Below are 23,950 nucleotides of genomic sequence, written 5' to 3' on the forward strand. Positions count from 1 at the left end.
AGTTACATGATTCCCTCTATCGAACTTAGGTTGTCGTCATGTCACAGACCCCCGTCTCGCTCATCGTGGGCGGCACCTCCGGCATCGGCGCAGCGGCGGCGCGGAGCCTCGTGGACCGTGGGAGCGCCGTCGTCATCTCCGGCTCCCGAAGCCCGGAGGAGGCGGCTCCGCTGCTCGACGAACTCGTCGGCGCCACCTATGTGCAAGCCGACATGCAGGATCCGGCGAGCCCGGCCCGCCTCGTGTCGCTGGTGCTCGAGAAGCACGGTCGACTCGACAACGTCGTCTACTCGGCCGGCGCGACCGTGAAGCTTCCGCACGCCGACATCGACGCCGTCTCCGACGAGATCTGGGACCGGATCCTGGGGATGAACGTCGTGGCACCGTGGCGCCTGGTGCAGGCGGCCGCACCCGGGCTGCGCGCCAGCGGCAGGGGCACCTTGACCTTCGTCGGGGCGCTCGCCGGCGTCGACGTCGGCGGGAGCTCGATCCCCTACGCCGTCAGCAAGGCCGCCCTGCAGCACATGGTCAAGCTGCTCGGCGCGGTCGTCGGCCCCGAGGTTCGGATCAACGCGGTCGCCCCGGGCCTGATCGACACTCCGTGGACCGATGGTGAGGGCTTCGACGCGCTCCGCGCGATGTGGAGCGAGAAGGCGCCCCTGAAACGCACCGGCGGTCCGCACGACGTTGCCGAGGTGATCCTCGGACTCATCGACTTCGGCTACGTCACCGGCCAGACCGTCGTGATCGACGGCGGCTTCTCGCTTGTCCCGTGATCGTGCTCTCGTAAGGAGAACCCCCATGTCCGCAGCCACCGAGCACAACGTCCAACTCGGCGCCGGCGTGCCCCCGCACGATGGCTTCCGGCGTTTCCGGCGCCTCGTCACCGGGGTCGATGCCGAGGGCAGGGCCGTCTTCCTCGAGGACGGTGAGACGTCCTCGATCCAGACGGTTGCCAACACCCCGACGTTCGTCGTCACCAACCTCTGGCAGCACACCGAGGTGCCGGTCGACAACGACGGCCCCGTCGACGACGGCCTCGGTGGAGACGTCGCACTCAGCCCGCCGCCCGGCGGCTCCGTCTTCCGGATGGTCGAGTTTCCGCCCGACACCGACTGGAAGGCCAACGGCGTCGCCGACCAGGTCCACGCCACCCCCTCCCTCGATTACGCCCTCGTTCTCGAGGGCGAGATCTGGGCGGTCCTCGACGAGGAGGAGCGGCTGATGAAGCCGGGCGAGGTCCTCATCCAGCGCGGCACCCGCCACGCCTGGTCGAACCGGTCCGAGCAGCAGGCGGTCGTCGCCTTCGTGCTCATCGGCGGCACGATCCCGGCCGGACACTGAAGGAGAACACGATGAGCCAGGTCGTCGGAAGCATCAGCCTCTCGCACTCGCCGCTGTGGAACCTCGCGCCGGATCCGGCCCCAGGAGAGGAGGGGGGCACGTTCGTCCACGAGGTCGACCGAGCCCGCGGCATCGTCGAGCAGCTGCGACCGGATGCGATCGTCATCTTCGGGCCCGACCACGCGCGGGGCGTCTTCTACGACATCCTCCCGCCGTTCACGATCGGTATCGAACGGGTCGAGGGAGTGGGCGACTACCACACCCCGAAGGGAGAGCTGCCGCTCGCGAAGGCACTCGCCGGCGCCATCCACGCCGGGGCCATGGCACGCGGCTTCGACCCGGCGATCTCGCTCGACATGCGGATCGACCACGGGCTCACGCAGGTGTACGCGCGGCTGGTGCCGGACCTCGACATCCCGATCGTGCCCGTCATCGTCAACTCAGGCTGCTCACCGCTGCCGACCTTCGCCCGCACCTTCGACTTCGGTACCGCGGTGGGCGAGGCGATCCGCGACTTCGTCGGCCCGGAGCGGGTGCTCGTCATCGGCTCGGGCGGGATGTCCCACTGGCCGGCGTCGACCGATGCGTTCGACCCCAGCATCACGCCCGAATGGCGCGACTTCTTGATCCATGGCCGGCCACGGGTGGACGAGATGGAGGCGGGCCGCGTCGCGAAGGCACAGGCGCTCGCCGACGGCGACGCCACCGGCCGTGTCGAGGCGGGCTGGGACCAGGGCCTCCTCGCCCGAGTCCTCGCCGACCCCGGGGTCTTCCGCACCCTCGACGAGGAGGACGTCATGCACCTCGGTGGACCCGGCGCCCACGAGATCCGCACCTGGGCAGCCGCCACTGCTGCATGGGGCGGGAAGCTGGAGTGGAGCGCCTATGAGCCGGTGCCGAAGTGGATCACTGGCATGGGCATCGTGGCGAGCACGGCTCCGGCGCCGCCCGCCCCCTGACACCTGCGCACCGGCGCGGCCAGTTCCGGCGGGAGCGTCCCGCCTCGATATCACAGGAGATGACCTGATGCTCGGCACCACCGACTTCCACACCGACCCCTTCTTCCAGTTGGACGATGTCTGGCTCCCGACGGCGGACGGCGAGATCACGCACTTGCACGACATGGGGGAGGGGGTGCCGGTCGTATTCCTGCACGGATCGGGCACCGGTGTGTCGGCCGCGGCCAACTGGTGGCTCACACTCCCCGCCGTGGCGGGTTCCGTGCGCGCGATCGCCCTGGATCTCATCGGCTTCGGCGCGACCATCACCGCCCCCGAGACCGCGTACGGGATCCGCGAGTGGGCCGACCACACGCTGCGCGTCCTGGATGCGCTCGGCATCGGAGACGCGTGGTTCGTCGGGAACTCGCTCGGCGGCTGGATCGCCCTCCAGCTGGCCATCGACCATCCGGACCGGGTCCGCGGCGTGATCTCCATGGGCACGGGAGGCAGTGCTCCAACGGCCGCGATCCGGGCCCACGCCACGCCCGACACGAGCTTCGAGGGCCTGCGCCGCTCCTTCGAGGGCTTCGTCACCAATCACGGCCTCGTCGCCGACGCCATGGTGTCGGCACGTCAGGCCATTGCCGAGTACGAGGTCTCCTCGGGCCGGCTCGATCGAGTGATCGAGGCCCGCGAGCGTGACCGCGCGGCCCTCCCGCTGGACGACGACGCCTTGGCGAAGCTCACGATCCCCGTACTCCTCGTTCACGGCCTCGCCGACCAGGTGATTCCTCCCGCGCGGACGTGGGAACTGGTCAACGTGATCCCGACGGCGGATGCCGTCATCTACCAAGGTTGCGGGCACTGGTCGCAGATCGAGCGGGCCCAGTCCTTCTCGCGGCTGGTCGTCGACTTCACCGCGGGGAGGTGGCGCGACCGGTCATGACCGGAGACGTCGCCCGGCGTGGTTCGCTCTGGTCTGGCGACGAGTTTGTCGGGATCCGGGTTCGTTGAACCGGATGACCTGTCGCCTCGACCTGGGGTGGACGTGGGTCTCGAGCGTGAAGCCGGCTGCCGCAGAGCCCGAGTGGGGTCATGGCGGCCACCTGCCATTGGATGGCCCGGACACCAGGCGCGTGACCCCCACCCCGTGTGGGGTCTCGAGCAGGTGGCGAGCACGTGCGGAAGGTCGGCCCGCACCGCTCTTGCCGCTGCCTCAGACGGGGTCCGGGTCCCCCGTGGGGTCGATCGCGATGTCATCGGCGAGATGGGAACCGCCGAGCGGGTCTCGGGACCAGTGGGTGACGGTCCAGCGCCCGGTCGGTGCGCCGTCGAGGACGACCGCGCCGGTGTTGAGCAGGCGCCCGTCCCGGGGGCCGCCGTGCCGAGCGGCAAAGGTACGAATCGCCGCACCGTGGCTGAACGCCACGACCGTGGCGTTCTCGGCGTGGCCGGAGGAGAGCGCGCGCACTGCACCGTCGAAGCGCGCGACGAACGCATGACCGTCGCCCCCGCCCGGCATCGTGGCGTCGAGGTCCCCGGCGATCCAGGCTGCGACTGTGTCGGCGTACGCGTCGATGGAGGCGGCCGACGTGTGCATCTCGAGCGCGCCGGCCGAGATCTCCTCCAGGCCCTCGGTCACCCGCACCTCGAGCCCCAGTGCCGCGGCGAGCGGGGCGGCGGTGAGCTGGGTGCGCACGAGCGGCGACGCGTGCACCGCCGCGACTGGCTGGTCGGACAGGACCGGTGGGATCGCCGCCGCCTGCCGGTGCCCGAGCGCAGTGAGCGTCGCTCCGGGTCGGGCGGTGTCGAGCGCGCCCATCACGTTGGACGGCGTCTCGCCGTGCCGGACGAGGATCAGGCGCATGTGGCGGGCTCCGTCCAACCCGCGGCGGGGCCGATCGGGTCCGCGCATCGCTCGATCCCCGTCGCGGCGACGAGCAGGCAGGCCAGGACGACACAGCAGAAGACGAGGACCGCGGTGGTCTGGCTCAGGGCGTCCGACAGGACGCCGGTGAGGACCACGGGCACGACGATCCCCGCGAAGGCGACGATGAAGTAGTGCGTCGCGGCGCGACCACGGGAGGCGGCATCCGCGAAGCGATTGACGATCGCGAGACTCGTCATGAACAGACCTCCGGCTGCCGGTCCCAACAGCACCACACCCACGGCGGCGACTGGCGGAGAGCCTACGACCAGGCCCGCCGTGGTGAGGAGCAGGGCCGATGCTCCGAGCGCGCCGCTCGTCCTGCACGCCTCCCGATCGCTCAGCTGCGCCCACCCTGGCTGGTTGAGACCCGCCCCGCCGAGAGTCGCCAGGACCGCGCAGGCCCCGAGGGAGAGCGGGTTGATCGTCGTTCCCACCACGGAGCCGACCCGCCCGGTGGTGCGGATGAATCCACCAGCACCGCGTTGCTGGCGTTGACGACCGGGCAGGAGGCAACTCCCGTCAGCAGCCGCGCCGGTGCCACCCACAGCGGTGAGAGCGCACGGAGGAGAAGGACGGAGCTCTGGCCGGCTCCGAGCGCTGGTACGACCGGCCGATCACCTCGAGGCCCGCGGCCGTCGTGGCGTCGGGGAAGGTCCCGCCTGCTCGACCGAGGGCCGCGTGTGTGAGATCCAGGTCTGCCTCGACCGCGGCTCGCGGGCGTGCGGTCCGCGGATCGGGCGAGGCGCCGGCCAATCCGTAACCGGGACGTCGCGGCGTCAGTCCGAGAAGACGTGCCGGAAGATCTCCTCGGGACCCGGTGCCGGGTAGGACAGGGCCAGGTCGAGCGCGGCCGCCACCTCCGCCCGGACCTCGGCCTCGACCACGTCGATCGCGTCCGGCGTCATCAGGCCCGCACCGGTGGCGTAGGCCACCAGTCGCGCCACCGGGTCGCGGAGGCCCGCCTCGGCCTCCTCGCTCGGGTCTCGGTAGAGGGACGGGTTGTCCGAGGTGTTGTGGAAGCTCATCCGGTAGGTGACCGCCTCGATCATCGTCGGGCCTCCACCGGCGCGGGCGCGCTCCACGGCCTGGCGAGTGACCTCGTGCACGGCGAACAGGTCGTCGCCGTCGACGGCCACCCCGGGGAAGCCGTAGCCGCGGGCCCGGTGGGCGAGGCGGATGGCGCGCGTCTGCCGCGAGACGGGTGTCGAGATGGCGTACTGGTTGTTGATCACCACCAGCACCAGCGGGACGCCCATCACCCCGGCGAGGTTGCAGGCCTCGTGGAAGTCGCCCTCGGAGGTGGCTCCGTCCCCGCAGTAGGCCAGGGTCACGCCGTCCAGCCCCCGGATCGCCGTGGCCCAGGCGATGCCGGCCGCGTGGGGCAGCTGGCTCGCGATCGACTGCTGGCGGGGCAGCATCCGCACGTGGTCCGGGATGCGCGCCGCATCGATGCGGCCGAGCAGGGACGCCAGCAGCCGGTCGAGCGGCCACCCGTGGCGCAGCATCGCCGGCTGCTCGCGGGATGCGGGAACGAGCCAGTCCGTCGCCGGGTCGATCGCCAGGTGCGAGCCCACGACGGCGGCTTCCTGTCCGAGCACCGGGGCGTACAGCCCCAGCCGGCCCTGGCGGTGCAGGCTCGTGCACTTCTGGTCGAGCGCGCGGGACAGGAGCATGAGTCGCAGCGCTTCGCCCAGCAGGTCGTCGGGCGGCCGAGGGAGGTCCGGCCGGACGAGCCCGCCGTCCGGCCCCAGGAACCGCAGGGGCTCGCCGTCGCCGGCGGCCCACTCGGCCGCCCAGTCGGTCGACATCTGCGTCATGCTCGGTCCACCACCCTGAGTGCGGCCTCGACGATCTTCTCCTGCGACGGGAGGTACGCGTCCTCGAGCCGCCCCGGTGGGTAGGGCGTGTCCGGGGCGGTGACCCGCAGGATCGGGAGCGAGACCGTGTCGTAGAGGGCCTCCTGCAGGCTCGCGACGACCTCGGCTCCCAGGCCGGCGCTGCGCACGCCCTCGTGGACCACGACGACGCGCCGGCGGGCCGCGGCCTCCTGGTGGAGGCGGGCGTGGTCGATCGGGCTGAGGAACCGCAGGTCGAGGACCGCGGACCGCACGGCGTGGCGCTCCTCGAGCTCGGCCGCGGCGGCCAGGCAGGTGTGGACCGACGGTCCCCAGCTCACCAGCAGCAGGTCGTCTCCGGGACGGCGCAGCCGGGCGCCGAAGTCCCCGTCGTCGGCGCCGTCGGCCGGGAGCGGACCGCGCACGGACCGGTAGAGGCGTTGCGGCTCCAGGAACAGCACCGGGTCCGGATCGCGGATCGCGGCACGGAGCAGGCTGTAGGCGTCCTCGGGGAAGGCCGGCGCGACGACCTTCAGCCCGGGGACGTTCGCCAGCTGGGCCTCCAGGGAGTCCGGGTGGAACTCCGGCATCCGCAGGCCGCCGCCGTACGGCGCCCGGATGGTGACCGGCAGGTGGAAGCGGCCCCGGGTCCGGAACCGGTACCGGGCCAGCTGCTGGGTCACCTGGTGGAAGGCCTGGTGGAGGAAGCCGAGGAACTGGATCTCGGCCACGGGCACCAGCCCGCCCATCGCGAGCCCGATCGAGGAGCCGACGATCCCGCCCTCGGCGAGCGGGGTGTCGAAGACCCGGCCCGGGAACCGGGCGTACAGCCCCTCGGTCGCGCGGAACACGCCGCCCAGGCGGCCGACGTCCTGCCCGAGGAGGACCACCCGGTCGTCGTCCGCCATGGCGTCCGAGAGGGCGGTGCGGACCGCCTCCAGCAGGGTGACGCCCGACTCGCCGCTCACTCGACCACCCTCAGAAGTGATGACACTTGGCACTGCTCAAGCGACCCGTCCCGTCGAACTGCGGCGAGATGAGTCTGGACGGATTGTGACTGCCGTCACTACCATCTGACAACTGTCAACACTCTGTCATGGAACAGGAGCAGCTCATGCCGATCAAGGTCGCGAAGTTCCTGGACGTCGCCGAGGGCACCCAGCCCGGGCAGTTCACCGTCGGAGACCACGAGGCGGTCCAGTCGCTCGCAGACCTGGACCCCGTCTACAAGCGGCTCCTGGACGAGCCGATCACCGCCGTCGTCGCGGTGATCAGCCCGTCCGGACGCGCCAACCTGACCCCGGTGTGGTTCGACTACGAGGGCGACACCGTGCTCCTGAACCTCGCCACGCATCGCAAGAAGGCCGAGTGGCTGCGCCAGCACCCGCAGGCGACCTTCCTGCTGATGAACCCGGAGAACGCCTACCACTGGCTGAGCATCAAGGCGACCGTCGCGCGGGAGGTCTCCGAGGACGACGCGGTCGAGGGCAAGCGGGTGACCGAGCAGCTCAACCGGATCTTCCACAAGTACACCGGCGGCGAGGAGTACTCGCTGCGCGACCCCTCCTTCGACGAGCGTCGGGTGCTCTTCGAGCTCACGGTCGACTCGATTGCGACGTTCGGTCGACCCTGACCGGCGCTCTCGGCGCGTGGAGAGGACCGGTCCGTCGTGACCATGCCCGCGGTCGCGGTCGTCGGCGGATCGCTCGGGGGCCTGACCGCCGCCCTGCTGCTGCGGGACGCCGGGTGCGACGTCACCGTCTACGAGCGCTCCCAGGCCGCCCTCGAGGCGAGGGGAGCGGGAATCGCGGTCCTCGACCAGACCCTGCGGTATCCCGTCGAACGGCTCGGCCTCGCCCCAGAGGAGATCAGCACCCGGACGGATCGGGTCCGGTTCCTGGAGCGCGACGGATCGATCGCGCTCGAGGAGCGGCGCCCGAACCGGTTCTCGGCATGGAACACCATCTACCGGGTGCTCCACGAGGCCTTCCCGGCGTCGAGCTACCTCCTCGGCTGGGAGCTGACGGCCTTCGCGGCCGAGGACGGTGGCGTGCGGCTGACGTTCGGCAACGGTGAGGTGCGCCGAGCCGACCTGCTGGTATGCGCGGACGGGATCAGCTCCGCCTCCCGTCTTCGGATGTTCCCCGAGGTGGCGCCGGGCTACGCCGGGTACGTCGGCTGGCGCGGGACCGTCCCGGAGGCGACGTTGAGCGCGGCGACCTTCGAGGCGCTGCACGACGCCATCACCTACCAGGTGCTGCCCGACAGCCACATCCTGGTGTACCCGATCCCGGGTCCGAGCGGGTCCGTCGAGACGGGCACTCGGCTGATGAACATGGTCTGGTACCGCAACGTCCCGGCGTCCCAGCTGCCGGCCTTCCTGACCGATCGCGACGGCGTACGCCGGGAGGTGTCCCTGCCTCCGAGCCAGGTGCGCCCGGAACAGGTCGACGAGATGCGGCGCTTCGCCGAGCGCAACCTCGCGCCGCCGATCGCCGAGATGGTCACCTCGGTGGCCGAGCCCTTCGTGCAGGCCGTCTTCGACATCGAGGTGCCGCGGATGGCGGTCGGCCGCACCTGCCTGGTCGGCGATGCCGCGTTCGCGGTGCGGCCGCACGCGGCGGCCGGCACCGCGAAGGCGGCCGAGGACGGCTGGGTGCTGGCCGAGGAGCTGGTCGGAGCAGGTGGTCAGGTCGACCTCGCCCTGCCAAGGTGGGAGCGGCGGCAGCTCGCCCTCGGAGCCCGCCTGTTGGCGCGGACGCGCGAGATCGGCGACAGCTCGCAGTTCGGGCACGACTTCAGACCGGGCGACCCGCGGCTGGTCTTCGGGCTCTACGGGCCCGGTCGGTAGGGATGGAGGCATCGGTCATCGTGACGGAGACGTCGGCCCCGGCCGTACCCACCGGGGCGCCAGGAGGAGGGGGCCGCGACAACGTGCCCGTGATCCGCGAGCGCCTGCGAGCCGACATCCTGGGGGGTCGCCTCCTGCCCGGCGCGCAGATCAGCCAGGCCGGGGTCGCCGCCGAGTTCGGGGTCAGCCGGGGTCCGGTCCGAGAGGCGTTCCGCCTGCTGGAGCGGGACGGCCTCATCGAGGCCCGGGTCAACCACCGAGCCCGGGTCACGGGCCTGTCGGTCCACGAGCTCGAGCACCTCTACACCCTGCGGGTCGTCAGCGAGTCGCTCGCGGTGTCGGTCAGCGTGCCGGCGTTCACCGGCGACGAGCTCGACGAGCTCGACCGGCTCGGCGAGGTCCTGAGGACGACCGACACGGCGACCTTCGACTTCGACACGTGGGACGAGGTCCACCAGCGCTTCCACATGCTGCTGCTCGCTCACAGCGGCGCGCAGATGCTCGGCACGGCCGCGGAGTGGGCGGCGCACACGCAGCGCTACCGTCGCGTGTTCGCCGAGGAGGGCCGTGGCCTGCCGCCGGGGGCCGGCGAGCACGCCGTTCTCGCGCAGCTGTGCCGCGACGGGGACGGCGCGGCGGCCGCCCGGTTGCTGGCTCTGCACCTCTCGCGCGCCGCGCTGACCCTGATCGCGCAGATGGCGCCGACCTATGATCCCGTCCTGCTGCGCGCCGGCATCCGTCAGGTGCTCGGCGCCGAGAGTCGTCCCTGAGCACGGAGGAGGAGCTCGTGCTGGTGCCCGAGGTCGGCCGGTCGAGAGCCGAGATCGCCGAGCGGATGAGCGCTGCCGCGCAGGCCTGGATCGACGCGTTGACGGCAGAGCAACGAGCGACCGGGTGCTGGGCCGGTCCGGGCGGCGGCGCGGCCGAGGGCGAGCGGCTCCGGTGGTTCTACACGCCGACCGACCACGGCGGCCTTCCCCTCGGCGAGCAGCGCCCCGCGCAGCAGCGGCGCGCCATGCAGCTGCTTTCGACCGGCCTGTCCACGGCCGGGTACGTGACGGCCGCGACGATCATGGGCTGGGAGAACGTCCTCGACCTGGTGGAGGGCTTCTCGGCCACCTGGGGACGCGAGCGGGCCCGGGACCCGGGCATGTACTACCTGCGGGTGTTCGGGGAGCCGGCCGCGGATCGGATGTGGGCCTGGCGGTTCGGTGGACACCACCTCTCGCTGAACTATCTCGTGGTCGACGGCGAGGTGCGCGCCGTCACCCCGTGCTTCCTCGGCGCGGACCCCGCCAGCGGCCCGGGGCTCGGGGGAGCGCTGATCCGGCCGCTGGCGCAGGTCGAGGACCTCGCCCACGAGCTGGTCGGCTCGCTCGACCCCGACCAGCGGCGCCGGGCGCTGCTGCTCGACAAGGCCCCGACGGACATCGTCGGCGGCAACCGCAGCCGGCTGGCCGACGGCGACCGGATGATCCGACTCCCGGACGTGTGGCGGGGCCACTTCGCCGACCCGGAGCTCGCCCGCAAGGTGAACCAGGTCAGCGACGCCGCCGAGGCTGCCGCGGGGCTCACCGACGCCGACCATGACCGGCTGGCGCTGACGCGGGCACCCCAGGGGCTGGCCGGCGCGGACCTCACGCCGTCCCAGCGCGAGCTCCTCGGCGCACTGGTGTCGACGTACACCGGCCGGGTGCCGTCGGCGCTGTCGCCCGAGGTCCCGCTCGACGACCTCCACTTGGCCTGGGCCGGCTCGCTCACTCCCGGAGAGCCGCACTACTACCGCCTCCAAGGGGCGCGGTTCCTCGCGGAGTGGGACAACACCCAACGCGGTGCGAACCACGGCCACTCGGTCTGGCGGGACCTCGCCAACGACTTCGGTCTCGACGTCCTGGCGGCGCACCGGGCCGCGCATCACTGACCGGTCGGCTGCTCGCGGCCGGCCTGTCTCGCCCGTGAGAGACGCGAGCGGGGGGCTCAGCTGCAGAGCCCCCCGCTCGCCTCGCCCGTGACCGAGCGACCAGCGACCTCAGCTCGAGGTCGCCGGCTCGCCCTTGACCGAGGCGAGCAGCATCTGCGCGACGTCGAGGACCTCGACCTCCGCGCGGGCCTCGCCCCTGGTCTGCTGGGCGGTGAGTCCGTCGGAGAGCATCACGCGGCAGAAGGGGCAGCCGACCGCGATCTGGTCCGCGCCGGTGCCGACGGCCTCGGCGGTGCGGTTCTCGTTGATCCGCGAGCCGAGGGTCTCCTCCATCCACAGGCGGGCGCCGCCGGCGCCGCAGCAGAAGGACCGCTCGGAGTTGCGCTCCATCTCGACGTACTCGGCGCCGGGGAGCACCTGGAGGAGTTCGCGCGGCGGGGTGTAGACGCCGTTGTGGCGACCGATGTAGCAGGGGTCGTGGTAGGTGATCGAGCGCTTGTGGGCGCCCGCACCTTCGCGGACCGGGGTCAGCTTGCCCTCGCGCACCAGCCGGTTCAGCAGCTGGGTGTGGTGCACGACCTCCAGCTCGATGCCGAACTCCTTGTACTCGTTCTTGAGCGTGTTGAAGCAGTGCGCGCAGGTCGAGACGACCTTCTTGACCTGGTACTCCTGGAACGTCTCGACGTTCTGCAGGGCGAGCTCCTGGAACACGAACTCGTTGCCGGCGCGGCGGGCCGGGTCGCCGGTGCAGGTCTCGCCGTTGCCCAGGACGCCGAAGGACACGTCGGCGATGTGCAGCAGCTCGGCGACCGCGCGGGTGGTCTTCTTGGCGCGGTCCTCGTAGGCGCCGGCGCAGCCGACCCAGAACAGCCACTCGACCTCGTCGAGGGACTCGATGGAGTCGCCGACGACCGGGACGTCGAAGTCCAGGTCCTTGGCCCAGTCCATCCGGGCGCTCGGCGACATGTTCCACGGGCTGCCCTTGGTCTCGAGGCGCTTGAACAACCCGTTGAGCTCGGCCGGGAAGTTGGACTCCACGAGCACCTGGTACCTGCGCATGTCGACGATGTGGTCGACGTGCTCGATGTCGACCGGGCACTGCTGCACGCAGGCGCCGCAGGTCGTGCACGACCACAGCACGTCCGGGTCGATGACCGCGGAGCCGTCCTCGGGCATGTAGAACCACTCGTCGCCGGTCTCGCCGACCAGCGGCCGCTCGACCTCCTTGACCAGGGTGTCGTTGCCCTCGAGCAGCGCGGGGCGGGCGTCCTCGGCCGCGTGGAGGTACGGCGCCTTCGCGTACGTCGCGTTGCGCAGCGCGGTGATCAGCAGCTTCGGCGACAGCGGCTTCTCGGTGTTCCAGGCCGGGCACTGCGACTGGCAGCGGCCGCACTCGGTGCAGGTGGTGAAGTCGAGGATGCCCTTCCAGGAGAAGTCCTCGACCGCGCCGACACCCAGCCGGGCCTCGTCGTCGAGGTCGTCGACGTCCTCCAGCGTGATCGCCTTGCCGTGGGAGGTCAGCGGCTTCACGGCGCCCAGCGCCGGGTTCCCGGTGGGCTCGCGGCGGAACCAGACGTTGAAGAACACCGTGAACCGGTGCCAGGCCACGCCCATCGTCGGGTTGAGCGAGATGGTGATCATCCAGGTGAAGGAGATGACGATCTTGACCATCGCGACCAGGAAGATCAGGCCGGCCAGGGAGCTCTCGGACATGCCGTCGAGGAGCGAGCCGATCCACGCGGTGGTGGGGAAGTGGAACAGCGTCGAGTGGCCGGGGTCGTCACCGAAGCGCCCGATGGCGTACTCGGCTCCGCGCAGTAGCACGATGCAGACGCCGACCCCCAGGATCACCAGCTCGACGAAGTAGCCCTGCCACATCGTCGAACCGAAGAACCGGCCCCGGACACCCCGGGTGCGCTCCTTGGGCCGCGTCGCCCGGTAGGCGAGGAAGCCGACGATCGCGACCAGCATCGCCCACGTGAAGACCTCGGTGGCCCACTCGAAGAGGAAGAACGTGCCCAGGGCCGGGATCGCGAAGTGCGGGTCGAAGAGCTGTCCGAACGCCGTGACCAGCGTGAAGAACAGCAGCCCGAACCCGACGAACACGAACCAGTGCGCGATGCCCACGAGCGTCCACTGGAGCATCCGGGTGTGCCCGAGGGTCTCCTTCAGCATCGTCGTCGTGCGCAGGCCGGCGCGGTCGGTCCGGTTCAGCGCCGGACCTCCGACCCGCACCGTCGCGAGGATGTGGCGGATCGCCCGGACGAAGAGGACGACGCCGACCGCGGCGATGGCCAGCGAGACGGCGATCGCGAGGACCTGGATCACGAGGCAGGCACCTCCGGCCACGGCATCGGGCTACGGCCGGTGTCGACGTACCCGAAGTCCGCGTCCTCCGGACCGGAGTGGCGCAGGCGGAGCTGCTGGTCGCCCAGCGGCAGGAAGCGGTGCTCGGCGCCCCGGTTCACGAGCAGGTCGCCGGCGGTCAGCACCACGCCGACCGGCCCCTCCGCGGTCCAGAACTGGAACAGCCCTCGACCGGAGTTGAAGGTGTGCGCCTCGACGACGCCGTTCGTGTGCCAGGCGCAGTGGGCGAGGTGCTCCTCGCCGGCGGCCGGGGCGGTGGCGTCGAAGGTGCCCCGCACGTGGCGCTCGCCCTCGGCGAGCACGGCCTCGACCACGCGGGCCTCCTCGGCGCTACCCTCCTGCCCGATCTGGTGGATCTCCGTGCCGACGCTCGCGAGCAGGGCGCGTCCGCGATCCTCGTCGATATCGATGAACTCCATGGGTCCTCCGTGGTTCAGCCACGCTTCCGCTCGGCGCAGGCGTGCGCTAATCTGCAGTTTGTGCAATCAGAATGCACTATATGCACAGCACGCAGCGGCGTCCAGCATGGCATCTCTCATGCTGACCGTGCCGCGGTCCCGGGTGTTTTGCATGCCAACAACAAAACGTTGCGGTTCTCTAGACGAATATGCCGCCGATGTGCGCATACTTCTCTCCGTGACAGGCGTCACACACGTCTAGCGCACGTTGTGAGTGCTGCATAGCGACTGCACATGATGAACAACGGAGGACCTTCCTGCGCGGAAGACCTCGACCCAGCCTCACACCGGGGCCGACCTCAAGGAGTCCAGTGACCATTAAGAAAAGGCGCATCTCCGTCGCCATGGCGTCGACGGCCGCGGTGCTGCTGCTCACCGCGGCCTGCAGCTCGGGATCCTCGGAAGGTGGCGGCGCCGGCGCCGTCACCGACATCAATGCTGACAACCCCGCGTGCGCGACCGACGCGGCCACCGCAGTGCCCGCCCTGGAGCCGGACAGCATCGTCGGTGAGGGGCCGAACGGCGAGCCGGCGGCATCGCCGGACGACGTGGCGATCTCCGACGAGGACGCCCAGAAGATCAAGGAGGGCAACTTCAAGGTCGCCCTGGTCTTCCAGTTCGCTGGCGACTGGCCCAACGGCCAGACCCGCGGCCTGACCGACGAGTTCAACAAGTACGGCGTCGAGATCATTAGCAACACCGAGGCCAACTTCAAGGTCGACAAGCAGATCGCGAACATCCAGAACGCGATCCAGCTGCGCCCCGACGGCATCGTGAGCATCCCGGTCGACGACGTCGCGACCGCCCCCGCCTACAAGAAGGTCGGCGAGGCCGGCATCAAGCTGGTCTTCATGGACAACGCGGCGAAGGGGCTCACCGCCCCCGACGACTACCAGTCGGTGATCTCGGCGGACAGCCAGGGCAACGGCCAGATCGCCGCCGCCAAGCTGGCGTGCTACATCCCCGAGAACGGCACCATCGGCATCATCGACTTCGGCATCACGTTCTTCGTCACCAACCAGCGCACGAAGGGTGTGAAGGACTGGTTCGCCGAGAACCGTCCCGACGTGAAGATCAAGGAGGCGGCGTTCACCGACCCGAACCAGGCCGGTGACGTGGCGGCCAACTTCCTCACGGCCAACCCCGACGTCCAGGGCGTCTTCGCGGTCTGGGACGGCCCGGCGGCCGGCGTGATCGCTGCGCTCCGCGCGCAGGGCCGGGACATCCCGGTGACCACCATCGACCTGGGAGACCAGGCGGCCACCGACATCGCCACCGGTGAGTACCTCAAGGGCATCGGCGCCCAGCGCCCGTACGACCAGGGTGTCGCGGAGGCTCGGGCGATGATGCTGTCGCTGATCGGCAAGGAGGTGCCCGCGTGGATCGGCGTGCCGTCGCTGGCGGTCATCCAGAGCAACCTGACCGAGGCCTACGACGCGGCGTGGAAGAAGGAGCTCCCGCCGGCCGTGGCCAAGGCGTGCGAGGACGCGGCGCCCGACTGCAAGTGACGCGGGAGTCGTAAGCGCTCTGCAGCGCGTGGGCCGGGGCCTGGTGCCCCGGCCCACGTGCGTGTCCAGGGACAGGGACGGGCTGGACGTGACGGTGGTCATAACGTCATGATGTTTCCATCCGACACTGAAGGAGAGAGATGACGCAGCGCATGACGGGACGGACCGTGCTCGTGACCGGCGGGGCCGGCGGAATGGGAGTGGCCAGCGTCCGCGCGCTCGCCGCCGAGGGCGCCCACGTGGGCGTCGCCGACATCAACGCCGACGCGGTCCGCGCGGTCGCGGAGGAGGTCGGCGGTACGCCGCTGGTCCTGGACGTGACGTCACCGGACGACGTCGAGCGCGTGGTCGACGGCTTCGCCGCCGAGCGCGGTGGGATCCACGCCCTCGTCAACTTCGCCGGCATCGTCGACCCGCGGCCGATGGACGAGATCGACCCCGAGTCGTGGAGCCGGGTCTTCGACATCAACGTGCGCGGCACCTGGCTGATGTGCAAGGCGGTGATCCCGCACATGCCGCACGGTGGCTCGATCGTCAACATCGGGTCCCGCGCGGGTCTGGTCGGCGGCACCACCAGCGGCGCGAGCTACGCCGCATCCAAGGCCGCGGTGATCTGCCTGACCAAGTCGGTCGCGAAGTTCGCGGCGGCCCAGGGCATCCGCGCCAACGTCATCAACCCCGGCTGCATCGAGACCCCGATGCTCGACAGCTTCGCGCCCGAGGTCCGGGCGGCGATGCCCGGACAGGCTGCGCTGGGCCGGCTCGGCCGGCCCGAGGAGATCGCCGACAGCGTGCTGTTCCTGGCCGGCGACGAGTCGTCGTTCATGACCGGCGCGCAGCTCAACGTCAACGGCGGCAGCCACATGTGACGGGCCCCCGCCCGTGACTTCCGCGGGGCGCCCGCCCCCAGGCCGAGCTCCGGCCGACCATCGACAGAGAGGTGAACCGTGCTGGGATCCGACGTGAACCTGCCCATCCCGCTGCTGCCCGCCGTCCCGCTGTTCGCGGCCATGGGGGCACTGTCCACGGTGCTGGTCAACCGGAACGTGAGCGTGTTCCACGACGGCCTGCGCCCGATCATGCCCTCGCTCCGATCGGGCGAGATGAGCAGGCGCGAGGTCGCCAAGATCTCGTTCGCGCTGGCCCTCGCCTTCATCTGGGCGTTCGGCCTGCCCTACTCGGTGGGCTTCGTGATCCCGCTGATCTACCTGATCTACATCGCCACCGACTGGATCGGCGTGTCGCTGCCCGCCGACCTCGAGCGGCGGTGGTGGCAGGGGGGCACGAACCGCGCCGGCATCCTCGGCTCGATCCTGCTCGGTGGTGCGTGGGGCGCGGGCCTCGCCCTGGCGCTGCACTTCCTGGCGAGGGGGATGGACAGCCTTCCGGTCCCCCTCGCGGAGGGTACCCGGCTGTTCACCGAGCCCGTCGTCCAGGCCTTCTTCCTGTTCCCGGTCCTGACGATCTGCTACCACTACGGCCTCAAGGCCGGCATGTGGGCCTTCGGCCTGAGCACCGTGGTCTGGTTCGTCGCGACGGAGCTCGAGCTGACCCGGCCGTCGGTGTGGGCGTTCGGCGCAGCGCTGCTGCTCATGCTGGTCTTCCTGGTGCGGGAGGCGCGCGCCTCCGGGAGCGCCAACGACCAGGTGCCGGCCGGCTGGCTGGAGGAGCCCTCGGCCGCCGGGGACGCCCCGGCCTGGGCGACCGAGGACGAGGACGACGACGCCGAGGACGAGTCGGCGATGTTCGCCCGCAACGTGCGGCGGATCAAGCGCAACCTGCCCCTCATCGTGGTCCTCGCCGGGCTGAGCGGTGCGGCGTACAACGCCGGTGTGGTGGCGATGGACCCGTTCAGTGCGCACCTGTACGCCGTGCACCTGGTCGTCCCGGCCGCGCTGGTCATGTTGATGTGGGCCTTCGCGTTCCTCCCGATGAAGTTCACCACCGCGGTGGTGACCGGGACGATGGCGACCGGCACGTTCCTCGAGCCGGTCGTGGCGCTGCCGATGCCCAACCCGTACGTCGCCGCGGCCGCGGTCGCCGTGCTGCGCATCGTCGAGGTCTACTGCCTGCTGCTGGTGATCGGCTGGATCGAGCGGTGGCCGAACATCCGCGAGGTCGCGGACGTGATGCGGACGGCGATCTTCCAGGTCATGGAGATCGGGTTCCTCGTGGGCGGGGCGCTCGCCGCCGCGGCCTGGGCGGGCCAGTGGGGCGTCGCCGCCGTCGTCGCCGCGTGGTTCTTCAACATCAAGGCCAAGGCGCCCGTGATGCCGATGTCGCTGGGTGCGATCGCGGCGCTCGGCGTCGGTGTGGTCGTCAACGTCTTCGCCGCCATCGGCCTGAACCTGTAGCAGGCGTCGGGGTCGGCAGACCCTTGTCGACGGCCGCCTCGGCTCGTTGACAGCGGAGCCGCGCACTCGTTAGGGTTGTGCAACATACGCGATGTGAATGCATATATTGCACAAGGAAGGGAAGCCATGACTGTGTCGCCCACCGCCGACGTCCTCATCGTGGGAGCTGGTGCGTCGGGCGCCACCGCTGCCAAGCACCTGGCCGCGGCGGGCTTCAGCGTCGTCGTGCTCGACCAGGGCGGCTGGACGAGTCAGAGCGACCTGCCCGGCGACAAGCCGGAGTTCGAGCTGCTCTGGGGCAACCACCAGTGGCACCCGGACCCGAACATGCGCTCCCGGGCCGAGGACTACCCGACCAACCTGGACGACTCCGAGCAGCCGGTCTACATGTACAACGGCATGGGCGGCAGCACGGTGTTCTTCGCCGGGGTGTGGAGCCGGCCGATGCCCTCGGACTTCCGGGTCCGCACCCTCGACGGCGTGGCCGACGACTGGCCGATCTCCTACGAGGACCTGCTGCCCCACTACGAGGCGACGGACTACGACATGGGGGTCTCCGGCCTCGCCGGGAACCCGGCGTACCCGCCCGGCGGGGCGCCGCCGCTGCCGGCCCACCCCATCCACCTGACCGGTCGCAAGATGGCCGAGGGGCTCAACCGCCTCGGGTGGCACTGGTGGCCCGGGTACTCGGCGATCCCGTCCCGCGCGCACGGCCGCCAGGCGCAGTGCGAGCGGCTCGGCGTGTGCCGGACCGGCTGCGTGATCGGTGCCAAGGGCTCGGCGGACGTCACCCTGCTGCCCGAGGCCCTGCGGCACGGGGCCCGGCTGGAGACCGGTGCGCGAGTCGCCCGGATCACCCTGGACGAGAACGGCCTGGCCAACGGGGCGGTGTACTTCCAGGACGGGCAGGAGAAGTTCCAGCCGGCCAAGGTGGTGCTGATCGGCGCGAACGGCATCGGCACGCCCCGGCTGCTGCTGATGTCGGAGTCGGCGCGCTTCCCGAACGGGCTGGCGAACAGCTCGGACCTGGTGGGCCGGCGGCTGATGCTGCACCCCTTCGGCTCGGTGGTCGGCCTCTACGAGGACGACCTCGAGGACTGGATGGGCCCCGCCGGCACCCAGATCGAGTGCATGGAGTTCTACGAGACCGACGCCTCGCGCGGCTTCGTCCGCGGGAGCAAGTGGCACGTGATGGGCACCGGCGGACCGCTGGAGATGGCCACCCGCTGGCAGATCGGCGAGGGGGTCTCCGAGGAGCCGTTCTGGGGTGAGCAGTTCACCGCCAAGATGAAGCAGGCGGTCGGTCACTCCATCGACTGGATCGTGCACGCCGAGGACCTGCCCGAGGAGCACAACCGGGTCACGCTCGACCACGACCTCCGCGACGCCGACGGCCTCCCGGGGGCGAAGATCAGCTACACGACGTCGGAGAACACCCACCGCATCCTCGACTTCGGGCTGAACCGGGCGCTCGAGGCCCACGAGGCCGCCGGTGCGACGAAGGCGTGGATCACGTTCCGCAACTTCTCCTCGGGCCACAACCTGGGCACCGCGAAGATGGGCGACGACCCGGAGACCTCGGTGGTGAACCGGTGGGGGCGCACGCACGACGTGCCGAACCTGTACGTGATCGACGGCAGCGTGTTCACCACCTCGACCGCCACGAACCCGACGTCGACGATCTGTGCGCTGGCGCGGCGGACGGCGGAGTACCTGGTGGAGAACCGGCGTGAGCAGGAGGTGTCGACGGCATGAGCATCACCAACGTGACCATCCAGCCGGCCGCTGCGCCGGCGTTGACCCCGCGGGAGCGGGAGCGGCTGGCGCTGCTGGCGGACCGGCTGATCGCCGGCGGGGCGGGGCTGCCCTCGGCCAGTGGCGCGGAGGTGCACACGCAGTGGATCGACCGGGCGATGGCGGTGCGTGCCGACCTCGACGGTGCGGTGCGCGCGGTGCTGGCGCTGGAGGGTGACCCGGCCGAGGTGGTCGAGCGGCTGCAGGCCGAGGACCCGGCGCTGTTCGGGTCGTTCGCGATGGCGGTGGCCGGTGCCTACCTGATCAACCCGCGGATCCGGCGGGAGCTGGGCTACCCGGGTCCGGCGCCGATGAAGAACGCCGCGCTGCCCGACGAGGCCGAGTCCTACCTCGAGGACGGGATCCTCGACGTGGTCGTCGCCCGCGGCCCGATCTACCGCCCCACCCCGGCCTCGTGAGCGAGTCCGCGCCGGCCGGCGCGCTCGTCGACTGGACCACGCAGGTGCTCGTCCGCACCGGGCTCGGCACCGAGGAGGCGGCGACCGTCGCCGACAGCCTCGTCTTCGCCGACCTCCGCGGGGTCAGCACCCACGGCGTCCTCCGCCTCCCCACGTACGTCGAGCGGTTGCGCGCCGGGGGCATCAACGTCAGCTCCCGCCTCAGCGTCGTGTCGGACGCCGGCGCCCTGGTCGTTGTCGACGCCGACGCCGGACCGGGCGCCAGCACCGGCGCCACCGCCGCCGACCTGGCCGTCGCCCGGGCGCGGGTGTACGGCATCGGCTGCGTGATCGCGCGCAACGCCAACCACTTCGGGGCGAGCGCCTACTTCACCAACCGGATCGCCGACGCGGGGATGGTGGGCATCGCCGCCTGCAACACCGAGCCGGTGATGTGCGCCCCCTTCGGCGGCGCCCCGGTGCTCGGCACCAACCCGATCGCGGTGGCGGTGCCCGCGCCGTACGAGCGGCGCCCGCAGCTCGACATGGCGACCACGGTGACCAGCCAGGGTCGGCTGATCATGGCCCAGCGCGCCGGCGAGGACATCCCGCTGGGCTGGGCGGTCGACGGCGACGGCCGGGCGACCACCTCCGCGGCGGCCGGCCTCGACGGCGCCCTGCTGCCGGTCGGCGGTCCGAAGGGCTTCGGGCTCGCCTTCGCGGTCGACGCGCTGCTCGCCGTGGGCGGCGCCGGGACCAGTCCCGACGTCCTGGCGCTGTCGGGCGATCCGGCCACGCCCCAGCGCCTCGGGCACCTGTTCATCGCGGTCCGCGCCGACGTGGTCGCCCCCCTGGACGACTACCGCGCGCGCATCGACGCCCTGGTCGCCGCGGTCCACGCGAGCGGGGGAGAGCTGGACGTGCCGGCGCCCCTCGTCCCGGGCGAGCCCGAGGTGCGCCGCGAGCAGGCGGCCGGCCGCCGGGTCGAGCTGACCGCGGCCGTCCTCTCCGACCTCCAGCGGGTCGCCGACGCTGTCGACGTCCCACTCCCCACCTCCCTGACCGGTGCACCGGCGCCGGTACCTCCCACCCTGGCAGAACAAGGCGGACCCACGTGACGACCATCCAGTCCCTCCAGACCGACTACTTCCTGGTCCCCCTGGAGACCGTCCTCAGCGACAGCACCCACGGCACCATCCCGCACTTCGAGCTGGTCACCGTGCGCGTCGTGGACAGCGACGGCGCCGAGGGGATGGGCTACACCTACGCCGTGAACTCCGGTGCCCGGGCGTTCCACGCCCTCATCGAGGACTACCTGAAGCCGGTCGTCATCGGCCAGGACCCCGACCAGGTCGAGAAGATCTGGCAGGACATGTGGTGGGCGGTCCACTACTCCGGCCGCGGCGGCCACGCCACGTCCGCGATCTCCGCCGTCGACATCGCGCTGTGGGACCTGCGCGGCCGGAAGGCGGAGCTGCCGCTGTGGCGGCTCTTCGGCGGCTACGACCCGAAGGTCCCGGTGTACGCCGGTGGCATCGACCTCGACTTCACCATCCCCGAGCTGCTCGAGCAGGCGGACCGGTTCCAGGAGCAGGGCTACCGCGCGATCAAGATGAAGGCCGGCCGGGCCAACCTGCGCGAGGACGTCGACCGGGTGCGGAGCATGCGCGAGCACCTCGGTGACGACTTCCCGCTGATGGTCGACGCCAACATGAAGTGGAGCGCCGACCAGGCGATCCGGGCCGCCCGGGCCCTCGAGGAGTTCAACCTGCTGTGGATCGAGGAGCCCACGATCCCCGACGACGTCGCCGGACACGTCCGCGTCGTGCGCGAGGGCCGGACCCCGGTGGCGACCGGCGAGAACCTGCACACGCTCTACGAGTTCCACACGCTGATGGCGGCCGGCGGCCTGACCTACCCGGAGCCGGACGTGACCAACTGCGGGGGGATGACGACGTTCCGCAAGATCGGCGCCCTGGCCGAGGCGCACAACCTGCCGCTGACGTCGCACGGTGCGCACGACCTGACCGTGCACCTGCTGGCCGCGGCGCCGAACCGGACCTACATGGAGTCGCACGGCTTCTCGCTGGACCGCTACCTGGCCCACCCGATGGAGATCGTGGACGGCTACACCATGGCTCCCGAGCGACCGGGGCACGGCATCGAGCTGGACTGGGACGCGCTCGAGGCGCACCGCCGGTGACGGCGACCGAGCGCCGGCTGGTCCTCTGGGACATCGACGGCACCCTGATCTCCAACGACGACAACGAAGAGGTGCTCTTCGTCCGCGCCCTGGAGGCCGTGGTCGGCCCCGTCGCGGAGGTGGTGCACCCCTACCGGCACGGCAAAACCGACCTCCAACAGGTCACCGAGTACCTGCTCGCCAACGGCGGGTCGGCGGACGACGTCGCGGCCGGGAGCCGGTCGCTCGTCGAGGTCTCCGAGGCGCACTTCGCGACCCCGGGGGAGCGGATCGTCCAGCCCGGCGTGCGCGAGCTGATCGCGGCCCTGGCCGAGGCCGGCCACGTGAACGCGCTGCTCACCGGCAACGGGCCGGTCCGGGCGCGGCTCAAGCTGCAGTCGGCGGCCCTGGACGCCGGCGACTTCGACTTCGAGCGCAGCTTCTTCGGGGCGGAGTCCGCGGTCCGGCCCGAGCTCGCGCACGCCGCTGCGGCGCTCGCGGCGGAGGAGGGCCTGGTTCCCGTGATCATCGGGGACACGGCGGCGGACGGACGCGCGGCCGCCGACGCGGGCATCGGGTTCGTGGGCGTCGCGACCGGGGTGTACGGCGTGGACCAGCTGCGCGAGGTGCCGCACCTGGTCGTGGTGGAGGACCTGGCCACCGGCGCGGCGGCGGTGTTGTCCGCGCTCGCCGGCCGGTGACCCCGGGTCGTCAGCGGGTGGCGACCTTCTCGGCCTTCTCGGCGAGGCGAGCGCCGAACTTCTCCAGGTCGACCACGAAGCGCTCGTGCTTGCCCGTGCAGACCGTGTCGAACTCGTCGGTGGCCACGATGTCGAAGACCACGCGCCGGCGGTCCACCTCGCTGACCGTGGCCGTGCAGGTGACCGTCTGACCCTTGAGGGTCGCGGCGGAGTGGGCGATGTCGATGGTCGTGCCGACGCTCGACTGACCCTCGGGAAGGTGCGGGGCCAGGGCCTCGATCGCGGCCGCCTCGAGCAGCAGCACCAGGTCCGGGGTGGAGAAGATCTGGTAGTCGCCGCGGGTCGTGCAGTACTCCTCGGTGATGAGACGCTCCAGCGTCCCGGTGGTGCCGACGGTGATGTCTTCGAGCATGGTGGTCCTTCGCAGGTGGGTAGCGGGCAGTGACGGGGTGATCAGAGGATCGCCAGCGGGTTCACCGGTGAGCCGGTCCCGCCGGGGATCCGGAGCGGCGCCAGGACGAAGAGGAAGTCCCACCGTCCGGCCGCGGAGCACGCCACGGCGGCGTCCTCCAGGTTCAGGTTGTCGATGAGCGGCATGCCCATCGCCGTGAGGGCGAGCGCGTGGATCGGGCTCTCGACGCCGTCGACGCCGCTCGGCCGGGCGTCGCTGTCGCCGTCACTGCCGAGCACGACGGTGTCGGTGGCATGCAGCCACGCCATCGCCTCCGGGGCGAGGCCGGCGCTGAGGTTGGACGGGTCCCACGCCCCCAGCTCGGCTCGGCGGCGGCGGTGTCCGGTGCGCACCAGGACGACATCGCCCGGTCGGCGCTCGGTGCCTTGCGCGGCGAGCGCGGCGACCAGGTCGTCGGGCCCCGCTGCCGTGCCCGGCTCGAGCCAGCCGACCCCGGCGGCGCGCGGCAGGTCGATGAGGACACCGCGGGCCACGACGCCGTCGCGGAGCTGGTCGACCGTGCCGAAGTGCCCGCCGCGGCTGTCCACGGAGTCCGCTGATCCGACGCCGTTGTAGAGGCGGCCGCGGAAGCTGCAGTGGCACAGCGCGTCGAGGTGGGTCACGGACTTGCCGTGGAAGTCGAAGCCGACGAAGTCGGTGTTGACGCGCGGCTCACCTCCGCCGACGTCGGCCTGCTGCGTCATGTAGTGCAGCGCCGGCCGGCCGTTGTCCGGCCCGCTCACCGTGTCCAGGTCGTGGGCGAGGCTCACGACCTGACCCGAGCGCGCGGCGGCGGTCGCCTCGAGGCGTCGGCCGTCGTCGAGCAGGTTGAGGGTGCCGCGCTGGTCGTTCGCGCCCCACCGTCCCCAGTTGCTGACCCGCTCGAAGAGTGCGTCGAACGTCGTCGCGTCCACG

The 23,950-nt window shown here is 71.3% G+C and carries 24 protein-coding genes; 16 read left to right on the forward strand and 8 right to left on the reverse strand.

Annotation, left to right across the window (positions count from 1 at the left end; translation table 11 throughout):
* The first annotated feature begins 38 nt into the window (after nucleotides 1-38).
* The 4 genes from ABD086_RS07615 to ABD086_RS07630 all read left to right on the forward strand — a co-directional run bounded on the left by ABD086_RS07615 (nucleotide 39) and on the right by ABD086_RS07630 (nucleotide 3,231).
* Nucleotides 39-776, forward strand: a complete 738-nt coding sequence (locus ABD086_RS07615) for an SDR family NAD(P)-dependent oxidoreductase (protein ID WP_343906883.1) — start codon at nucleotides 39-41, stop codon at nucleotides 774-776.
* 25 nt (nucleotides 777-801) lie between these two features.
* A complete protein-coding gene (locus ABD086_RS07620) occupies nucleotides 802-1,344 on the forward strand; it encodes a cupin domain-containing protein (RefSeq protein WP_343906884.1) in 543 nt (180 codons plus the stop codon).
* 11 nt (nucleotides 1,345-1,355) lie between these two features.
* Nucleotides 1,356-2,303, forward strand: a complete 948-nt coding sequence (locus ABD086_RS07625) for a DODA-type extradiol aromatic ring-opening family dioxygenase (RefSeq protein WP_343906885.1) — start codon at nucleotides 1,356-1,358, stop codon at nucleotides 2,301-2,303.
* A gap of 67 nt (nucleotides 2,304-2,370) precedes the next feature.
* Complete coding sequence (locus ABD086_RS07630; RefSeq protein ID WP_343906886.1) at nucleotides 2,371-3,231, forward strand: alpha/beta fold hydrolase; 861 nt, start codon at nucleotides 2,371-2,373, stop codon at nucleotides 3,229-3,231.
* Nucleotides 3,232-3,501: 270 nt separating this feature from the next.
* Here ABD086_RS07630 and ABD086_RS07635 read toward each other — a convergent pair whose 3' ends face one another.
* The 4 genes from ABD086_RS07635 to ABD086_RS07650 form a co-directional block, all read right to left on the reverse strand.
* Nucleotides 3,502-4,152: a histidine phosphatase family protein gene (locus ABD086_RS07635; protein ID WP_343906887.1), complete on the reverse strand. Its 651-nt coding sequence runs from the start codon at nucleotides 4,150-4,152 to the stop codon at nucleotides 3,502-3,504.
* The gene (locus tag ABD086_RS07640) at nucleotides 4,143-4,454 is read right to left on the reverse strand and encodes a hypothetical protein (RefSeq protein WP_343906888.1); all 312 of its coding nucleotides are present in this window, start codon (nucleotides 4,452-4,454) and stop codon (nucleotides 4,143-4,145) included. The genes ABD086_RS07635 and ABD086_RS07640 overlap by 10 nt, the downstream gene beginning before the upstream one ends.
* A 537-nt stretch (nucleotides 4,455-4,991) precedes the next feature.
* Complete coding sequence (locus ABD086_RS07645; RefSeq protein ID WP_343906889.1) at nucleotides 4,992-6,023, reverse strand: thiamine pyrophosphate-dependent enzyme; 1,032 nt, start codon at nucleotides 6,021-6,023, stop codon at nucleotides 4,992-4,994.
* A 5-nt stretch (nucleotides 6,024-6,028) separates the two neighbouring features.
* Nucleotides 6,029-7,018, reverse strand: a complete 990-nt coding sequence (locus tag ABD086_RS07650) for an alpha-ketoacid dehydrogenase subunit beta (RefSeq protein ID WP_343906890.1) — start codon at nucleotides 7,016-7,018, stop codon at nucleotides 6,029-6,031.
* Nucleotides 7,019-7,164: 146 nt separating this feature from the next.
* Between ABD086_RS07650 and ABD086_RS07655 the strand changes: the two genes are divergently transcribed.
* From ABD086_RS07655 to ABD086_RS07670, 4 genes are read left to right on the forward strand one after another with little or no spacing between them, the layout of a single operon-like run.
* Nucleotides 7,165-7,683, forward strand: coding sequence for a pyridoxamine 5'-phosphate oxidase family protein (locus ABD086_RS07655; protein ID WP_343906891.1), 519 nt, complete (start codon nucleotides 7,165-7,167; stop codon nucleotides 7,681-7,683).
* A gap of 42 nt (nucleotides 7,684-7,725) precedes the next feature.
* Nucleotides 7,726-8,901: an FAD binding domain-containing protein gene (locus ABD086_RS07660; protein WP_343907381.1), complete on the forward strand. Its 1,176-nt coding sequence runs from the start codon at nucleotides 7,726-7,728 to the stop codon at nucleotides 8,899-8,901.
* Nucleotides 8,902-8,921: 20 nt separating this feature from the next.
* Complete coding sequence (locus tag ABD086_RS07665) at nucleotides 8,922-9,671, forward strand: GntR family transcriptional regulator (protein ID WP_343906892.1); 750 nt, start codon at nucleotides 8,922-8,924, stop codon at nucleotides 9,669-9,671.
* 17 nt (nucleotides 9,672-9,688) lie between these two features.
* Entirely contained in the window at nucleotides 9,689-10,822 is a 1,134-nt protein-coding gene (locus tag ABD086_RS07670; protein ID WP_343906893.1) for a DUF3500 domain-containing protein, read from the forward strand.
* A gap of 108 nt (nucleotides 10,823-10,930) precedes the next feature.
* On the opposite strand, the gene ABD086_RS07675 is transcribed toward ABD086_RS07670, so the two are convergent.
* Together ABD086_RS07675 and ABD086_RS07680 are read right to left on the reverse strand one after the other, a co-directional pair.
* Nucleotides 10,931-13,150, reverse strand: coding sequence for a (Fe-S)-binding protein (locus ABD086_RS07675; protein WP_343906894.1), 2,220 nt, complete (start codon nucleotides 13,148-13,150; stop codon nucleotides 10,931-10,933).
* On the reverse strand, nucleotides 13,147-13,608 hold the full coding sequence (locus ABD086_RS07680) for a hypothetical protein (protein WP_343906895.1): 462 nt from the start codon (nucleotides 13,606-13,608) through the stop codon (nucleotides 13,147-13,149). The genes ABD086_RS07675 and ABD086_RS07680 overlap by 4 nt, the downstream gene beginning before the upstream one ends.
* A gap of 383 nt (nucleotides 13,609-13,991) precedes the next feature.
* On the opposite strand from ABD086_RS07680, the gene ABD086_RS07685 reads away from it, so the two are divergent.
* The 8 genes from ABD086_RS07685 (at nucleotide 13,992) to ABD086_RS07720 (ending at nucleotide 22,584) form a co-directional block, all read left to right on the forward strand.
* Nucleotides 13,992-15,155 (forward strand): substrate-binding domain-containing protein, encoded by a 1,164-nt coding sequence (locus ABD086_RS07685; RefSeq protein WP_343906896.1) that lies wholly within the window; start codon nucleotides 13,992-13,994, stop codon nucleotides 15,153-15,155.
* A 152-nt stretch (nucleotides 15,156-15,307) separates the two neighbouring features.
* Complete coding sequence (locus ABD086_RS07690; protein WP_343906897.1) at nucleotides 15,308-16,024, forward strand: SDR family NAD(P)-dependent oxidoreductase; 717 nt, start codon at nucleotides 15,308-15,310, stop codon at nucleotides 16,022-16,024.
* A gap of 93 nt (nucleotides 16,025-16,117) precedes the next feature.
* Nucleotides 16,118-17,509, forward strand: a complete 1,392-nt coding sequence (locus ABD086_RS07695; RefSeq protein ID WP_343906898.1) for a YhfT family protein — start codon at nucleotides 16,118-16,120, stop codon at nucleotides 17,507-17,509.
* A 126-nt stretch (nucleotides 17,510-17,635) separates the two neighbouring features.
* Nucleotides 17,636-19,264 carry a GMC family oxidoreductase gene (locus ABD086_RS07700; RefSeq protein ID WP_343906899.1) on the forward strand — a complete coding sequence of 543 codons (1,629 nt, stop codon included), beginning with the start codon at nucleotides 17,636-17,638 and terminating at the stop codon, nucleotides 19,262-19,264.
* Nucleotides 19,261-19,722: a hypothetical protein gene (locus ABD086_RS07705; RefSeq protein WP_343906900.1), complete on the forward strand. Its 462-nt coding sequence runs from the start codon at nucleotides 19,261-19,263 to the stop codon at nucleotides 19,720-19,722. Before ABD086_RS07700 ends, ABD086_RS07705 begins: the two co-directional genes overlap by 4 nt.
* Nucleotides 19,719-20,819: an Ldh family oxidoreductase gene (locus tag ABD086_RS07710; protein ID WP_343906901.1), complete on the forward strand. Its 1,101-nt coding sequence runs from the start codon at nucleotides 19,719-19,721 to the stop codon at nucleotides 20,817-20,819. Before ABD086_RS07705 ends, ABD086_RS07710 begins: the two co-directional genes overlap by 4 nt.
* Complete coding sequence (locus ABD086_RS07715; protein ID WP_343906902.1) at nucleotides 20,816-21,904, forward strand: mandelate racemase/muconate lactonizing enzyme family protein; 1,089 nt, start codon at nucleotides 20,816-20,818, stop codon at nucleotides 21,902-21,904. The genes ABD086_RS07710 and ABD086_RS07715 overlap by 4 nt, the downstream gene beginning before the upstream one ends.
* Nucleotides 21,901-22,584, forward strand: a complete 684-nt coding sequence (locus ABD086_RS07720; RefSeq protein ID WP_343906903.1) for an HAD family hydrolase — start codon at nucleotides 21,901-21,903, stop codon at nucleotides 22,582-22,584. The genes ABD086_RS07715 and ABD086_RS07720 overlap by 4 nt, the downstream gene beginning before the upstream one ends.
* Nucleotides 22,585-22,594: 10 nt before the next feature.
* Here ABD086_RS07720 and ABD086_RS07725 read toward each other — a convergent pair whose 3' ends face one another.
* Nucleotides 22,595-22,996 (reverse strand): thioesterase family protein, encoded by a 402-nt coding sequence (locus tag ABD086_RS07725; RefSeq protein WP_343906904.1) that lies wholly within the window; start codon nucleotides 22,994-22,996, stop codon nucleotides 22,595-22,597.
* Between the two features lie 41 nt (nucleotides 22,997-23,037).
* Nucleotides 23,038-23,949, reverse strand: a complete 912-nt coding sequence (locus tag ABD086_RS07730) for a cyclase family protein (protein WP_343906905.1) — start codon at nucleotides 23,947-23,949, stop codon at nucleotides 23,038-23,040.
* Nucleotide 23,950 lies beyond the last annotated feature (1 nt).

This window comes from Nocardioides aquiterrae, from assembly GCF_039526625.1.
In the GTDB taxonomy this organism is placed as follows: Bacteria; Actinomycetota; Actinomycetes; order Propionibacteriales; family Nocardioidaceae; genus Nocardioides; species Nocardioides aquiterrae.

What these genes read in the sequence shown, in the direction of transcription:
- ABD086_RS07615 (WP_343906883.1), top strand. Translation starts at nt 39, where the DNA reads ATGTCACAGACCCCCGTCTCGCTCATCGTGGGCGGCACCTCCGGCATC.
- ABD086_RS07620 (WP_343906884.1), top strand. Translation starts at nt 802, where the DNA reads ATGTCCGCAGCCACCGAGCACAACGTCCAACTCGGCGCCGGCGTGCCC.
- ABD086_RS07625 (WP_343906885.1), top strand. Translation starts at nt 1,356, where the DNA reads ATGAGCCAGGTCGTCGGAAGCATCAGCCTCTCGCACTCGCCGCTGTGG.
- ABD086_RS07630 (WP_343906886.1), top strand. Translation starts at nt 2,371, where the DNA reads ATGCTCGGCACCACCGACTTCCACACCGACCCCTTCTTCCAGTTGGAC.
- ABD086_RS07635 (WP_343906887.1), bottom strand. Translation starts at nt 4,152, where the DNA reads ATGCGCCTGATCCTCGTCCGGCACGGCGAGACGCCGTCCAACGTGATG.
- ABD086_RS07645 (WP_343906889.1), bottom strand. Translation starts at nt 6,023, where the DNA reads ATGTCGACCGACTGGGCGGCCGAGTGGGCCGCCGGCGACGGCGAGCCC.
- ABD086_RS07655 (WP_343906891.1), top strand. Translation starts at nt 7,165, where the DNA reads ATGCCGATCAAGGTCGCGAAGTTCCTGGACGTCGCCGAGGGCACCCAG.
- ABD086_RS07660 (WP_343907381.1), top strand. Translation starts at nt 7,726, where the DNA reads ATGCCCGCGGTCGCGGTCGTCGGCGGATCGCTCGGGGGCCTGACCGCC.
- ABD086_RS07680 (WP_343906895.1), bottom strand. Translation starts at nt 13,608, where the DNA reads ATGGAGTTCATCGATATCGACGAGGATCGCGGACGCGCCCTGCTCGCG.
- ABD086_RS07685 (WP_343906896.1), top strand. Translation starts at nt 13,992, where the DNA reads ATGGCGTCGACGGCCGCGGTGCTGCTGCTCACCGCGGCCTGCAGCTCG.
- ABD086_RS07690 (WP_343906897.1), top strand. Translation starts at nt 15,308, where the DNA reads ATGACGGGACGGACCGTGCTCGTGACCGGCGGGGCCGGCGGAATGGGA.
- ABD086_RS07700 (WP_343906899.1), top strand. Translation starts at nt 17,636, where the DNA reads ATGACTGTGTCGCCCACCGCCGACGTCCTCATCGTGGGAGCTGGTGCG.
- ABD086_RS07705 (WP_343906900.1), top strand. Translation starts at nt 19,261, where the DNA reads ATGAGCATCACCAACGTGACCATCCAGCCGGCCGCTGCGCCGGCGTTG.
- ABD086_RS07725 (WP_343906904.1), bottom strand. Translation starts at nt 22,996, where the DNA reads ATGCTCGAAGACATCACCGTCGGCACCACCGGGACGCTGGAGCGTCTC.